Origin of the sequence: Micromonospora sp. NBRC 110009, from assembly GCF_030518795.1 — a bacterium.
In the GTDB taxonomy this organism is placed as follows: domain Bacteria; phylum Actinomycetota; class Actinomycetes; order Mycobacteriales; family Micromonosporaceae; genus Micromonospora.
In genome coordinates, this window is record NZ_CP130427.1 from 5935417 (window position 1) to 5950019 (window position 14603).

At 73.3% G+C, this 14603-nt stretch carries 13 protein-coding genes; 3 read left to right on the forward strand and 10 right to left on the reverse strand.

What is annotated here, in order from left to right:
* Positions 1-39 precede the first annotated feature (39 nt).
* On the forward strand, positions 40-630 hold the full coding sequence (locus Q2K19_RS28100) for a pyridoxamine 5'-phosphate oxidase family protein (RefSeq protein WP_302765131.1): 591 nt from the start codon (positions 40-42) through the stop codon (positions 628-630).
* 12 nt (positions 631-642) lie between these two features.
* Here Q2K19_RS28100 and Q2K19_RS28105 read toward each other — a convergent pair whose 3' ends face one another.
* Complete coding sequence (locus Q2K19_RS28105) at positions 643-2124, reverse strand: peptide MFS transporter (RefSeq protein ID WP_302765132.1); 1482 nt, start codon at positions 2122-2124, stop codon at positions 643-645.
* Positions 2125-2346: 222 nt separating this feature from the next.
* Between Q2K19_RS28105 and Q2K19_RS28110 the strand changes: the two genes are divergently transcribed.
* Positions 2347-2688, forward strand: coding sequence for an RNA polymerase-binding protein RbpA (locus Q2K19_RS28110; protein ID WP_007460094.1), 342 nt, complete (start codon positions 2347-2349; stop codon positions 2686-2688).
* Between the two features lie 66 nt (positions 2689-2754).
* On the opposite strand, the gene Q2K19_RS28115 is transcribed toward Q2K19_RS28110, so the two are convergent.
* The 9 genes from Q2K19_RS28115 to kdd all read right to left on the reverse strand — a co-directional run bounded on the left by Q2K19_RS28115 (position 2755) and on the right by kdd (position 13008).
* Positions 2755-3279: an FxsA family protein gene (locus tag Q2K19_RS28115; RefSeq protein ID WP_302765133.1), complete on the reverse strand. Its 525-nt coding sequence runs from the start codon at positions 3277-3279 to the stop codon at positions 2755-2757.
* A gap of 55 nt (positions 3280-3334) precedes the next feature.
* A complete protein-coding gene (locus Q2K19_RS28120) occupies positions 3335-4123 on the reverse strand; it encodes a polyprenol monophosphomannose synthase (protein WP_302765134.1) in 789 nt (262 codons plus the stop codon).
* 41 nt (positions 4124-4164) lie between these two features.
* Positions 4165-5769: an apolipoprotein N-acyltransferase gene (gene lnt / locus Q2K19_RS28125; protein WP_302765135.1), complete on the reverse strand. Its 1605-nt coding sequence runs from the start codon at positions 5767-5769 to the stop codon at positions 4165-4167.
* 573 nt (positions 5770-6342) lie between these two features.
* Positions 6343-7680 carry a glutamate mutase L gene (locus tag Q2K19_RS28130; RefSeq protein WP_302765136.1) on the reverse strand — a complete coding sequence of 446 codons (1338 nt, stop codon included), beginning with the start codon at positions 7678-7680 and terminating at the stop codon, positions 6343-6345.
* Positions 7677-8069 carry a 3-aminobutyryl-CoA ammonia lyase gene (gene kal, locus Q2K19_RS28135; RefSeq protein ID WP_189196058.1) on the reverse strand — a complete coding sequence of 131 codons (393 nt, stop codon included), beginning with the start codon at positions 8067-8069 and terminating at the stop codon, positions 7677-7679. The genes Q2K19_RS28130 and kal overlap by 4 nt, the downstream gene beginning before the upstream one ends.
* The gene (kamE, locus tag Q2K19_RS28140; protein ID WP_302765137.1) at positions 8066-8818 is read right to left on the reverse strand and encodes a lysine 5,6-aminomutase subunit beta; all 753 of its coding nucleotides are present in this window, start codon (positions 8816-8818) and stop codon (positions 8066-8068) included. Before kamE ends, kal begins: the two co-directional genes overlap by 4 nt.
* The gene (gene kamD, locus Q2K19_RS28145) at positions 8815-10374 is read right to left on the reverse strand and encodes a lysine 5,6-aminomutase subunit alpha (RefSeq protein WP_302765138.1); all 1560 of its coding nucleotides are present in this window, start codon (positions 10372-10374) and stop codon (positions 8815-8817) included. Before kamD ends, kamE begins: the two co-directional genes overlap by 4 nt.
* A complete protein-coding gene (locus Q2K19_RS28150; RefSeq protein ID WP_302765139.1) occupies positions 10371-11942 on the reverse strand; it encodes an amidohydrolase in 1572 nt (523 codons plus the stop codon). Before Q2K19_RS28150 ends, kamD begins: the two co-directional genes overlap by 4 nt.
* A 4-nt stretch (positions 11943-11946) precedes the next feature.
* Positions 11947-13008: an L-erythro-3,5-diaminohexanoate dehydrogenase gene (gene kdd / locus Q2K19_RS28155; RefSeq protein WP_446839753.1), complete on the reverse strand. Its 1062-nt coding sequence runs from the start codon at positions 13006-13008 to the stop codon at positions 11947-11949.
* 145 nt (positions 13009-13153) lie between these two features.
* Between kdd and Q2K19_RS28160 the strand changes: the two genes are divergently transcribed.
* Positions 13154-14560, forward strand: a complete 1407-nt coding sequence (locus tag Q2K19_RS28160) for a KamA family radical SAM protein (RefSeq protein WP_302765140.1) — start codon at positions 13154-13156, stop codon at positions 14558-14560.
* Positions 14561-14603: the final 43 nt, after the last annotated feature.

Genomic DNA, 14603 nt, shown 5'->3' on the forward strand with positions numbered 1-14603 from the left:
AGGCAGCGGCGCGGCCGCCCCGACGTGGATGATCGGGGCGTGGGAAAGACGTACGAACGCATCGACGGCCGGCTGCGCACCTTCATCGAGGCGCAGCCGATGTTCTTCACCGCCACCGCCCCGCTCGCCGGCGACGGCACCATCAACCTCTCCCCCAAGGGCCTGCGCGGCTCCTTCGCGGTGCTGGACGAGCACACGGTGGCCTACCTGGACTTCGCCGGCAGCAACGCCGAGACGGTCGCGCACCTGCGGGAGAACGGCCGCATCACGCTGATGTGGTGCGCCTTCTCCGGCCCGCCGAACATCGTGCGGGTGCACGGGCGAGGCGAGCCGGTGTTCCGCGACGATCCCCGGTGGACGCAGCTGCTGCGCCGCTTCCCCGACATCGACCCGAGCGTCCACGGGCTGCGGGCGATCATCCTGGTCCGGGCCGAACTGATCCGCGACACCTGCGGCTACGCGGTCCCGCTGATGACCTACCAGGCCGACCGGGACCTGCACGGCCGGCGGTTCGCCCGGGAGGACGACACCTCGCTGAGCGCGTACTTCGCCGGCAAGGAGCACGTGGCGGCCAGCATCGACGGGCTGCCCGGCCTGCCCCTGCCCTTGCCGCACACCCCGGCGGCCTGATCACCCGGCCGGTCAGTGGATGCCGGCCATCAGGTGCCGAATCTGCCGGGCGAACATCACCGCTGCCACGCCCAGCACCACCGAGGCCAGCCCGAAGGTCAGGAAGTACGTCGGCTCGGACCAGGTCTCGGCCAGCCGGGCCACCTGGCCACCGATCGCGTCACCGACGGCGGTGGCGAGGAACCACAGGCCCAGCATCTGGCTGGCGTACTTGACCGGGGCCAGCTTCGTGGTGGCCGACAGGCCCACCGGGCTCAGCGCCAGCTCACCGGCGACCTGGATCGCGTACACCGCCACCAGCCACCACGGCGAGACCAGCCCGCCCCCGACGGCGGCCTGCGCGGCGGCGGCCATCAGCACGAACGACAGGCCGTTGAGGACCAGACCGACGGCGAACTTCATCGGCGTCGACACCCGGTGCCCGAGCCTCAGCCACAACCAGGCGGCCAGCGGCGCGCCGATGATGATCAGGATCGGGTTCACCGACTGGAGCCAGGACGCCGGGAAGGTGAACCCGGCCACGTTCCGGTCGGTCTTGTCGGCGGCGAAGATGTTCAGCACCGACCCGGCCTGGTCGTAGATCAGCCAGAACGCGGCGGCGAACACGAACAACCACAGGTACGCCTTCATCCGGCTGCGTTCGGTGGCGCTGATCTCCCGGTCGGTCAGGATCCGGGCGAAGTAGCCGATGGTGACCAGTACGGTGACCGCGGTGAGCAGGTTCACCACGGTGTTGACGGTGAACAGCCCGAGCAGGGCGAGCACGGCCAGCACCACCAGCACCACCACGGTGACCACAGCGATCCGGGTCAGCGCCCGCCGCCGGTCCGCCCCGAGCAGCGGGTCCGCCGGCCGGGCGCCCGCGTCGCCCAGGTTGCGCCGGCCCAGCACGTACTGGAGCACACCGAAGGTCATGCCGATTGCTGCGGCGCCGAAGCCCAGATGCCAGTTGATCTTCTCGCCGAGGAAGCCGGTGATCAGCGGGGCGATGAACGCGCCCAGGTTGATGCCCATGTAGAAGATCGAGAAGCCGGCGTCGCGGCGCGGGGAGTCCCGGTCGTACAGGTCGCCGACCATGGTCGAGATGTTCGGTTTGAGCAGGCCGGTGCCGAGCACGATCAGCGTCATGCCGACGAACACGCTCCACCGCACCGGCACGGCCATCACGTAGTGGCCGGCGGCGATGACCACGCCACCCCACAGCACGCTGCGGCGGGCCCCGAGCAGCCGGTCGGCCACCCAGCCGCCGGGCAGCGCCATCAGGTACACCATCGCGTTGTAGGTGCCGTAGACCGCGTTGGCGGTGGACTCGCGGATGCCCAGCCCCTCGTCGGCGACCGCCGCGGTCAGGTACAACACCAGGATGGCCCGCATGCCGTAGAAGCTGAACCGCTCCCACATCTCGGTGAGGAACAGGGTCGACAGGGCGCGCGGATGACCGAAGAAGGTCTTCCCGCCGGGCGGCCGGGCCTCGACCGGCGCGTCACTGGTCATCGTCACCTCCGAACCTGTGGAGGCGGCTAACATCCCCGTTGACAGTCGAAACACTCCACCGATTCGACCCGGCCGGGGACGACCCCGCCGGGCAACTGTCATGGCCGGTTACCCTTGCAGGGTTCCGATCCGCGCGGACGTGTCGGCGTGGGCGGGAATGTCCCGGCGGAGACGGGCCGTTACACCGAGAAGACCAGCACCACGAGCGAGGGGAAGTCGATCATGGGCGAGCGCATGCTGCGCGGAAGCCGCCTGGGCGCGGTCAGCTACGAATCCGACCGCAACACGGAGCTCGCGCCGCGTCAGACCCGCGAGTACCTCTGCGCCAAGGGCCACCAGTTCGAGGTGCCGTTCGCCGTCGACGCCGAGGTCCCGACGACCTGGGAGTGCAAGTTCGACGGCAGCGTCGCCCGGCTGGTCGACGGCAACGAGCCGGAGCAGAAGAAGGCCAAGCCGCCGCGTACCCACTGGGACATGCTGCTGGAGCGGCGCTCGATCGCCGAGCTGGAGGACATCCTCGCCGAGCGGCTCCAGGAGGTCCGCACCCGGCGCGGCCGCGCCTGAGCGCACCGAACGACCGAAACGCCCCCCGGGATCACCCGGGGGGCGTTTCGTCACGTACGGGGTGGTTCAGGGCCGGCCCGGCTCGATGATCTCCCCCTCGATGGCCGGTCCCGGCTCGGCGGGCGGCGGCTGCGGCGGGCCCGGCGCCGGCGGTGGCGGCGACTCGCCCCGGTGGACCCGCACCCGGCGCGGGCCGAACAGGTCACCGGCGACCATCGACGACACCCGGCGCTCGGCGACCCGCTGCACCCCGCCGCGGGCCAGCCGCCGCACCGGCGGCACCAGCAACAACAGCCCCACCGCGCCGCTGACCAGGCCGGGAAGGGCCAGCAGCAGCGCCCCGACCAGGCCGACCAGCCCGTCGGTGACCTGCCGCCCCGGCGGCTGCCGGGACTCCACGGCGGCGCGGAAGCCCCGCCACGCCCGCATCCCCTCCCGACGTAGCAGCACCAGGCCGAGCAGCGACGCCGCGAACACCAGCAGCACCGCGGCGCCGAAACCGAGGCCCCGGCCCACCAGGACGAACACGGTCAACTCCAGCACCGCGAGCAGCAGCAGGGCCGGTGGTACGAACCTCAGTCCTCGGCGCATCTCACCTCATCAGCCAGGGGCGTCATCACGCCCCTCCAGCATGACACGCCGACGCTCACGGCCACCGCGCCAGCGCGTCCGGTCGGCGCGCCGCGGCCCGCCGGTCCCGCAGCCCCCAGCTGGTGATCCGCCACAGCGCCTCGGCCACGATCAGCGGGCTCATCTTGCTGTCACCGTGCTCCCGCTCGGCGAAGGTGATCGGCACCTCGACCATGCGCACCCCGGCGCGGTGCGCCAACCGGGACAGCTCCACCTGGAACGCGTACCCCTGGGAGCGCACCGAGTCCAGGTCGATGGCGTCCAGCACGGTCGACCGGTACACCCGGTAGCCGCCGGTGGCGTCGGAGACCGGCATGCCCAGCGCCAGCCGCGCGTACAGGTTGCCGCAGCGCGACAGCAGCAGCCGCCGCAGCGGCCAGTTCACCACCCGCGCGCCGCGGGTCCACCGGGAGCCGATCACCACGTCGGCGTTTTGGGCGGCGTCCAGCAGCGCGGGCAGGTCCTCCGGGGCGTGCGAGCCGTCGGCGTCCATCTCCACCACGGCGTCGTAGCCGCGCTGCCGGGCCCAGGCGAAACCGGCCAGATACGCCGCACCGAGCCCTTCCTTGCCCTGCCGGTGCAGCACGTGCACGTGCGGGTCGCTTCCGGCCAGGGCGTCGGCGATCGCGCCGGTGCCGTCGGGGCTGTTGTCGTCGGCGACGAGGATGTCCACCGCCGGGGCCGCCTCGCGGACCCGGGCGACGATCCGGCTGACGTTGTCGGCCTCGTTGTAGGTCGGGATGACCACGAGGACCCGTCCCACCCCGGGATGGCCGGCCGTCCGCCTGTCGGCTGCCACGCCCACCGTCGTACCGCCTCCCCGCCGGCCGCACCGGCACCGTCGTGCTAGCCGGGGGTGACCTCCCGGCGGCGGCGCAGCACGGCCGCGCCGGCCAGGGCCGCGACGGCGAGCGCCGCGAGGGCCACCTCCGGCCACACCCCGGCCCGGGTGGCCAGGGTCCGTCCGTCACCGAGCCGCATCTGCCGCACCACCACGGCGGCGGTGTTGAACCCGGTGGCCCCGTCTACCCGCCCGTCGGGGGAAACGAACCCGGACACCCCGACCGTGGAGGCCATCAGGGCGCTGCGGCCGTGCTCGACGGCGCGCAGCCGCACCATGGCCAGCTGCTGGCGGGCCTCCGCCACGTCGAAGGTGGCGTTGTTGGTCTGCACCACCAGCAGCTGGCCGCCGCCGGTGACGGTGTCGCGCACCAGGCCGTCGTAGGCGACCTCGAAGCAGATCACGTCGCCGAGGGTGGCCGGGCCGGCGTCGAGGACCCCGGCGTGGGCGCCGGGGACGAAGTCGGAGCGGACCCGGTCGACCTCCGCGCTGACCATCCGGGCGATCTTGCGCAGCGGAATGTACTCGGCGAACGGCACGGGGTGCCGCTTGGTGTAGAGCTGGTCCAGGTCGGGGCCGGTGCCGGGCCGCCACAGCAGGCCGGCGTTGCGGACCTGCCCGGCGCCCGGGCCCAGCAGCACCGCACCGACCAGGATCGGCGCGCCGATCGCGTCGGCCGCCTGGGAGATCCGATATCCGGCGTCGGGATTGCGCAGCGGGTCGATGTCGCTGGAGTTCTCCGGCCACACCACCAGGTCGGGCCGGCGCTGGCTGCCGGCGGTGACCTGCTCGGCGAGTTTCAGGGTGGCCTCGACGTGGTTGATGAGCACCGCCTCCCGCTGGGCGTTGAAGTCCAGCCCGAGGCGGGGCACGTTGCCCTGCACGATGGCCACCGTGATCGTGTCGCCGCCCCCGCGCACGCCGGCCGGGACGGCGGGTCCGACGGCGAGCAGGGCGGCCAGGGCGGCGGCGAGCGCGGCCACCGGCCGCCACTGCCCGGCGGGGCGCCGCCAGTCGCGCCAGGCGAGGGTGACCAGCAGGCCACCGGCGAGGGCGGCGGCGAAGGTGACCAAGGGTGCGCCACCGAGCGCGGCCAGCCGCAGCAGCGGGGAGGTGTCCTGGCTGAACGCCAGCCGCCCCCACGGGAACCCGCCGAACGGGGTGCGGTCGCGCAGCGCCTCCTGCCCCACCCACAGCAGCCCGGTGACCGCGGGCCACGCCCAGCGGTGCCGGTCGACCAGCGGGGACACCCAGGCCGTGGCGGCGCCGAGCAGCGCGAGGTAGCCGGCCTGCAGCAGGGACAGCAGGATCCACGGCAGGTAGCCGGTGTGCAGGTTGGTCCACTCCAGCAGCGGCCCGAACAGCGCCACCCCGGCCAGGAAGCCCAGCCCGGCGCCGGCGCGCAGCCGGCGGCGGTGCGCGGCGGCGGCGAGCAGCGCCACCCCGGCCGGGGCCAGCGCCCACACCCCGTACGGGGGGAACGCGGCCAACATCGCCAGGCCGGCCAGCAGGGCCGCCGGCACGGCCAGCTTCAGCGGCAGCGGGCGGCCACCCGCGCCGTCACGTGCCACGCCGGTGGCACGGGTCTGTTCCCGGTCGAGCGTCGTCACCGGCACCTCATCACGATCACGCGCCGAAGGCTACCCGCCCGGCCCGGGGATCGGCGTCGCCCCGTCCGGGTGGCGGCACGGGGCCTCGGGTCGCCGGTGACCGACGCAGGATCGGTCCCGCCCCCGCCGCGGTGTACAAGGTCATCAACGGTTGATCCGGGCGCCCAAACGAAATCGGGGCGCGGCTCGCGCCGCGCCCCGATGCTCCCAGGCCCTTCCCGGCCGGTGGGGCGAGGGAGAACGGCGCCGACCTTCGGACCGACCGGACGTGGACTGGCTGCCCCCGCCGGGCCGTTGTCTACTGGCCGTGCCTTTCACCCTGCCCGTACACCGGTTACCGCGGCCGGTTCGCGCCGCCCCGCCGACCCCCGCCCGCTGGACCTGGCCGCCGCAACCACTCGGGTCGCTCGGCCAGCGGACGAAGGGACGAAGCGAACAACAGCCGCTTCCCGTGGTAGGACTCAAAGACGGTACGGCGTCCACCCCCGCCGCTGTCAACCCACCCGGGCCTGTCGTGTGTTGCCCCACGGCGTGTCGCGTCGGCGCGTCTCGATCCGTGCCCGCGCCGCCGGCTCAGGCCCCACCGAGGTGCCGGCGCAGCAGCGCCGCCGCGGCCTGCGGATGCTCGGCGGCGAGGAGCCCACCGGCGGCGAGGACGTAGTCGACGTCGACGACCGGGCGGGCGGCGCGGGGCAGCGGCCACCCCCCGGCCTGGTCGCCGAGCACCGCGGCGAGCACCGCGGCGGCGTCGGCGGGCTCGGCGTGACGCAGCACCCCGCCGGAGCCGACCATCAGTTTCACCTCGCGCAGGTCCCGGCCGGCGCGTTCCCCGGTGGCGGCGCCGCGGGCGTGCCGACGCAGCGCCACCGTCGCGGCGAGCGCGGCGATCCGCCGGTCGACGGCCCGGTCGGTGTCGTCGGCGGGCAGGAACCCGGGATCGCCGGCCCGCACCTGCGCCGCCGCGGCCAGGTCGTCCTCCTCCCCCGGCCCGAGGAGACGTTCCTCGGCGGCGGCGCGGACCACACCGGGCGCGCTCCACCGCATGCCCAGGTCCCCTTCGACGGTGCGGGCCCGCCACAGAGTGCCGGCGACCTCCCGGCCGGGGCCACTGTCCCGCTCGTCCGGGGTGAGCACCGAGTACACGTCGGTGGTGGCGCCGCCGACGTCGACGACGGCCAGGTCGCCGCCGAGCGCGTCGGCGAGCACCTCCACCCCGGTGAGCACCGCGTCGGGGGTGGCCGCGCGGACCAGGTTCGCGAACCGGTTGCCCCGGGACAGCCGCTTGCCGCCGATGACGTGCCGCAGGAACACCTCGCGGATGGCGGCCCGGGCGGGGGCCGGGGCGAGCACCCCGATTCGGGGCAGCACGTTGTCCGCGGCGGTGACCGGCACCTTCGCGGCGGCCAGCAGCGCGTACAGGTCGTCGCGGGCGTCGGCGTTGCCGGCGAGCACCACCGGCACCCGCCAGCGGGCCCGCGCCAGCCGGGTCGCGTTGTGGGTGAGCGTGTCCACGTCCCCGCCGTCGGTGCCGCCGACCAGCAGCACCACGTCGGGGCGGGCGGCGCGCAGCGCGGTCAGCTCGGCCGCGCCGAGCCGCCCGGCGGCCACGTGCACCACGTTCGCCCCGGCGGACAGGCCGACCCGCCGGCCGGCCTGCGCCGTCACGAGAGGCTCGTAGCCGATGACGGCCAGCCGCAACCCGCCGCCGGCGGACGAGCACACGTACCAGGGCAGGTCGCGGACACCCACCCGGGCGGTGGCCGCTTCGACGGCGGCGTCCAGGCCGTGCAGCACGTCCGTGCCGACGGTGGTCGGCGCGGACGCCGCCGCGACGAGCCGGCCGCCGTCGAGGTCGACCACCGCCGCCTTGGTGTACGTGGATCCGACGTCGGCGCAGACGGCGACGTTCACGCCGCCGGCGGGACGACCACGGTGCCGGTCGCGGTGACCGCCACGATCGGCTCGGCGAGGACCTCGGCGGCCGACTCGGACCTGTCGGGGCGGCCCCGGCACACCACCCGGGCCGCGAAGTCGATGGTGCGGCTGCGGGTGCCCACCCGGGTGACGGTGGCGACCACCTCGAGCACGTCACCGGCCTTCATCGGCGCCTTGAACTGCACGTCCGAGTAGGAGGCGAACAGCCCCTCGTCGCCGTCGGTGCGGATGCACACCTCCGTGGCGACGTCCCCGAACAGGCCCAGCGCGTACGCCCCGTCGACCAGGTTGCCCGCGTAGTGGGCGTGCGAGTACGGCACGTACCGGCGGTGGGTGACGGTCAACCCGACCCGAGAGTCGCTCATGCTTTCGCCTTCTTGTTCGTGATCAGGGCGTGGACCAGATAGCTGGCGACCTCGCCGGGGGTGGTGCCGCGACCGAAGATGCGGTCCACGCCCAGCTCGCCGGTCATCGTCTCGTCGAAGCGGGGGCCACCGACGATCAGCAGGGGCCGCTTCCCGGCCGGCATGGCCTCCCGGAACGCGGCGGACATCTCCCGGGTGTTGTGCAGGTGCGCGTCGCGTTGGGTGACCACCTGCGACACCAGCACCGCGTCGGCCTTCTCCTGCCGGGCCGCCTCCACCAGCTCCGGGACGCTGACCTGCGCGCCCAGGTTGGTGACCTTCAGCTCCCGGTAGTACTCCAGGCCCTTCTCCCCGGCGATGCCCTTGACGTTGAGGATCGCGTCGATGCCGACGGTGTGCGCGTCGGTGCCGATGCAGGCGCCCACCACGGACAGCTTGCGCCGCATCCGCTGCTTCACCACCGCGTTGACCTCCTTGGCCGACAGCAGCGGGAAGTCCCGCTCCACCACCTGCACCTGGGCGAGGTCCACGAGGTGGTTCACCCGCCCGTAGACCACGAAGAAGGTGAACCCGTCGCCCATCTGCTTGGCGTGCACCAGCATCGCCGGGTCGATGCCCATCTTGTTGGCCAGCTGCACCGCCGCGCCCTCGGCCCGCTTGTCGTGCGGCACCGGCAGGGTGAACGACACCTGCACCATGCCGTCGCCGGTGGTGTCCCCGTACGGCCGGACGACCTTCTTCTCCGTCATGCCGCCTGCTCCAGGATCTCCGTGGCCGGGTTGTAGTAGTCGGCCTCGTGCCGCGCGACACCGTCGAGGCCCTTGCCCCGGTCCGCGGGCCGCTTCATGATCCCGAAGGTGCCCTCGGCGATCGCCGTCAACAGCGACTGGTCACCGATGCGTTCGAGGAGGTCGACGGCCTCACCGAGGACCCGGTGGGCGCGCTGCTGGATGAACCCGCCCGGGGCGGGCACGAAGTCCTCGTGCAACCCACCGGCCGCGCCCAGCACGTACCGCACGTTCTGCAGGGCGATGTCCCGGTCCGACAGCCACGGCGTCACCACCGCCTCGGTCATCATGCCGACCAGCAGGATGCCCTGCCCGGTCATGGTGCCGGCCAGGTTGAAGAACCCGTCGAGCAGGTTGCCGCGGAACACGTCACCGGTCATGTGCTTGGTCGGCGGCATCCACTTCAGCGGCGCGTCCGGGAACAACTCCCGGGCCAGCAGCGCGTGCGCCAACTCCAGCCGGAACGACTCCGGCAGCTCCGGGTTGATCTCGAACGCGTGCCCCAGCCCCAACTGCCAGTCGGCCAGCCCCGCCTCGTGCGCGAAATACTCGTTGAGCAGCTGCGACACCGTCACCGTGTGCGCCTCGTCGACCGCGTCCGCGGTGGTGAGGTAGTTGTCCTCGCCGGTGTTGATGATGATCCCGGCCCGGGCGTGCACCTGCCGGGAGAACCGCTGGTCGACGAACGTGCGGATCGGGTTGATGTCGCGGAACAGGATGCCGTACATCGAGTCGTTGAGCATCATGTCCAGCCGTTCCAGACCCGCCAGAGTGGCCATCTCCGGCATGCACAGACCCGACGCGTAGTTCGTCAACCGCACGTACCGGCCCAGCTCCCGCGACGACTCGTCCAGCGCCGCCCGCATCAGCCGGAAGTTCTCCTGCGTGGCGTACGTACCGGCGAACCCCTCCCGGGTCGCGCCCTCCGGCACGTAGTCCAGCAGCGACTGCCCCGTCGAGCGAATCACCGCGATGATGTCCGCACCCGCCCGCGCGGCCGCCTGCGCCTGCGGGATGTCCTCATAAATGTCACCCGTGGCCACGATCAGGTAGATCCACGGCCGCTGCTCCGGGTCCCCGTACCGCTTCACCAGGCGGTCCCGCTCGGCGCGGCGCCGGTCGATCTGCCGCACCCCCGCGCCGACCGCCCGGCGGGCCGCCCTGCGGGCGGCCGTGGCGGCCTTCCCGGTGGGCTCGCCGAAGCTCACCGACCCGGCGGCGGCCTTCTGCGCCAGCAGCGTCACGTCGGTGATGCCCTCCCGGGCCAGGGCGTCGAACACCGGCACCGCCACCCCGTGCCCCAGCCCCACATCCGCCACCACCGCGTCGACCAGCCGGTTGACCCACGGGATGCCGTCGGGGTCCGCGCCGGTCACCCCGGCCAGCCGCAGCACCGCCCGCTCCACCGACACCGTGGTGTGGCTGCGCGCCAGATCCACCACCGGCTGCCCGGCGCGGCGCGCCAACTCCCGCGCCCGCGCCACCAGCGCCGGATCCAGCCCAAGCTTCCCTGTCACGAAGTGCCTTCCTGATAGATCACGTCACCGCGCAGCACCGTGGCCCGGCACACCGGCAACGGCGTCGGGTCGTCCGCGCCGCGCGCCTCCGGGTCCTCCGCCTGCAACACGGGCAGGCCCCGCTCCACCCCCGCCGGGGTGGACCACACCGCGAAGGTGGCCGGCGCGCCCAGCGCCAGCACCCCCTCGTTGTCCAGGTGCACCGCCCGCCACCCGCCGCGGGTGTGCGCGGCGAACGCCGCCCGCACGCTCATCCGCTGCACCGGGTTGTGGTGCGCCGCCGCGGCCCGCACCGACCCCCACGGGTCCAGCGGGGTCACCGGCGAGTCCGACCCGAAGGCCAGGGCCACCCCGACCGAGTGCATCGCGCCCATCGGGTTCGACTCCAACGACCGGTCCAGCCCCAACCGCGACTCGTACATCCGCCCCGCCCCGCCCCACAGCCGGTCGAACGCCGGCTGCATCGACGCGACGACGCCGTACTCCACGAACCCGGCGATCAACCGCTTGTTCATGATCTCCGCGTGCTCGACCCGGTGCCGGGCGGCCCGCAGCCGGTCCACACCCAGCTTCTCCGCCGCCTGCGCGAACCCGTCGAGCACCGTGCCGATCGCCGCGTCGCCGATGGCGTGGAAACCGCCCTGCAGGCCGTGCGCCGAACAGTCCAGCAGATGGTCACGCACCTGCTCGGCGCTCACGTACCCGTGCCCGCACGACCCCGGCTCCCCGTCCAGGTACGCCGCCGACACGTGCGCCGTCCGCGACCCCAACGCCCCGTCCGCGAACAGGTCACCACCGGCGCCGACCGCACCCAGATCCCGGGCCCGCGCCGCGCCCAGCAGCTCACCCCAGTACCCGTACACCTCCGGCAGCCCCGCCCCGGAAATGGCCAGCAGCCCGGTGAAGTCCTCCTCGTCGGAGATCTCCGGGCCGCCGCACTCGTGCACCGCGGCGATGCCCAGCGACGCCGCGTGCCCCAGTGCCCGCCGCTGCGCCGCCACCCGCTGCGCCCGGGTCACCGACGCGAACGCCGCCGCCCGCACCACATGGTGCGCGTCGCGGCGCAGCCAACCCGACGCGTCATAACCCGCCGCGGCCGCCGCGTCCGGGCAGGCCGCCAGCAACGCCCCCGACACCAGCGCCGAGTGGATCGACGCCTGCGACAGGTACACCCGCCGGCCGCCGGCCGCCCGGTCCAGCGCCGCCGCGTCCGGCAACGCCCGGTCCGCCCAGCCCGACTCGTCCCAACCGTGTCCCAGCACCACCGCGTCCCGCGGCAGCCGCGCCGCGAACGCCGACACCGCGTCCAGCAGCTGCGCGGCCGACCGCACCGCCGACAGGTCCAGCCCCGACAGGGCCAGCCCGGTGTCGGTAGCGTGCACGTGCGCGTCCACGAACGCCGGCGTCACCAGCGCCCCGGCCAGCTCCACCACCCGGTCGGCGGCCGGCGCGTCCGCGTCGGCACCCAGCCAGCCGATCCGCCCGTCGCGCACCAGCAGCGCCGTCGCGCTCGGGTCGGCCGGACAGTGCAGCACTCCGCCGCGGTACAAGATCGAGGGGTTCGTCATGGTGTCAGTCTGCCGCCAACCGGCCCTCGAAGAGTCGACGCACCCCCGGCTCGGCGCGCAGCAACTCCAGCGCCAACTCCGCGTGACCGGGCACGTACCCGTTGCCCACCAGCATCGTGACGTCCGCCGCCAGACCCTCCGCGCCCAACGCCGCCGCCGCGAAGCTCGTCGCCATCGAGAAAAAGATCACCGTGCCGCCGTCCTCGGTCGCGAGGACCGCCCCGTGCTCGCAGCCCGGCACGTCCACGCAGACCACCGTCACATCGGCCGGGGTGCCCAGCGCACTGGTCACCGCCGTGGACAGCCCCACCGGGTCCCGGGCGTCAGCCAACGCGACCACGTCGGCCAGGCCGGCCGCCTCCAGCGCGTCGCGCTCCCCCGCCACCGGCACCACCCCGACCGTACGGGCGGCGCCCGCCCGCCGCGCCGCGGCCAGGGACAGCGACCCGCTCTTGCCGGCTCCACCGATCACCGCCACGCTCACCGGCCGCGGGTCACCCTCGCGCCGCCGCCGCGCCACCTGCTCGGCGACCACCCGCGCGGTCAGCGCCGGCGCCCCGCACACGTCCAGCACCGCCAGGGACAACTCCGGGTGCAGGTCCGCCGGCAGCACCGCCGCGATCGACCGGGCGAACAGGATCGCGTACCCGTCGCAGGGCACCTGCTCGCTGCGCCCGTCCCAGCGGGCCAGCCCGTCGAGGATCAGCAGCGGGGTCAGCGTCAGCGACACCAGGGTCGCCACCCGGTCGCCCGGCTTGAGCCCCAGCGGGGACCGCTTGCCGGCCTCCTCCACCGTGCCGATCAGCATGCCGCCGGAGCCGGTCACCGGGTTCTGCATCTTCCCCCGGGTGGAGATGATCTCCAACACCTCGGCGCGGACCTTCTCCCCGTCGCCGCCGTGCTTCTCCGACAGCTGCCGGAAGCTCGCCGCGTCCAGGTTCAGCCGCTCCACCCGGATCCGCACCTCGTTCGAGGCGATCCGGGGGTCGGCGTCCAGCCGCCAGGCCGCCTGCGGCAGCACCCCCGCCGGTTCCACGACGCGGTGCAGACCCACCGGTGACGTCACGCCGACCCTCCTCCGTACCACCGCCCGAACCCCTGGGCAGGGCTCGCGTCGCGGGAAAACTTCCGGCAGAATAATTTCTTCACCGGATATTTTCCAGTAGCCTTCGCAACCGTTGATCCACCCGCACCGCCAACGAGGAGGGGCCGTGACCCAGACCCAACCGGTGGAGACCATCCCAGCGCCCCGCTCCACGCCGGTCGCGGTCCCCACCGCCGGACAGCCCTACGAATACCGCCGCAGCCCCCTGGTCGAGCCCGACTGGACCCGCTTCCCCGGCTGGCGCCACGTCACCCGCGAGCAGTGGGAGAGCGCCCAGTGGCAGCGGGTCAACTGCGTCAAGAACATCAAGCAGCTGCGCAACATCCTCGGCGACCTCGTCGACGAGACCTTCTACGCCGACCTCGAGGCCGACCAGAAGGCCCTGGCCACCATGTCGATGCTGGTGCCCCCGCAGATGCTCAACACCATGGTGCCGTTCGCGCCCATGACCACCGAGGCGTTCCTCGCCGACCCGGTCCGCCGCTACATGATCCCCGTCGCCTCCGACCGGCGCACCGACTGGCCGTCCCACCCCTACGCCACCCGCGACAGCCTCCACGAGCACGACATGTGGGTCGCCGAAGGCCTCACCCACCGCTACCCCACCAAGGTCCTCGCCGAGCTGCTCTCCACCTGCCCGCAGTACTGCGGGCACTGCACCCGCATGGACCTCGTCGGCAACTCCACCCCGACCGTCGACAAGCTCAAGCTCACCCTCAAGCCCGTCGACCGCTACGACGCCCACATCGCCTACCTCAAGGCCCACCCCGGCGTCCGCGACGTCGTCGTCTCCGGCGGCGACGTGGCCAACGTGCCGTGGAAGAACCTCGAGTCCTACCTCATGCGGCTGCTCGAGATCGAGACCATCCGCGACATCCGGCTCGCCACCAAGGCCCTCATGGGCCTGCCCCAGCACTGGCTCCAGCACGACGTGGTCGAGGGTCTCGAACGGGTCGCCCGCACCGCCGCCCGCCGCGGCGTCAACCTGGCCATCCACACCCACGTCAACCACCGGCAGTCCATCACCCCACTGGTCGCCAAGGCCGCCCAGACCGCCCTCGACGTCGGCGTCCGCGACGTCCGCAACCAGGGCGTGCTCATGCGCGGCGTCAACGCCACCAGCGCCGACCTGCTCGACCTCTGCTTCGCCCTGCAGGGCGAGGCGGGCATCCTGCCGTACTACTTCTACATGTGCGACATGATCCCCAACGCCGAGCACTGGCGGGTCCCGGTCTGGCACGCCCAGCAGCTCCAGCACGACATCATGGGCTACCTGCCCGGCTACGCCACCCCGCGGATCGTCTGCGACGTCCCCTTCGTCGGCAAGCGCTGGGTCCACATGCTCACCGAGTACGACCGCGAACGCGGCATCTCCTACTGGACCAAGAACTACCGCACCTCGATCGAGTCCGCCGACCTCGAAGCGCTCAACAAGCGCTACGCCTACTACGACCCGATCGACACCCTGCCCGAGTCCGGCCAGACCTGGTGGGCGGCCCACCGCAACGACTGACCGAACCCCGTCCGTCGCCCCCGTCGGCCCGCCGGCCCACGGG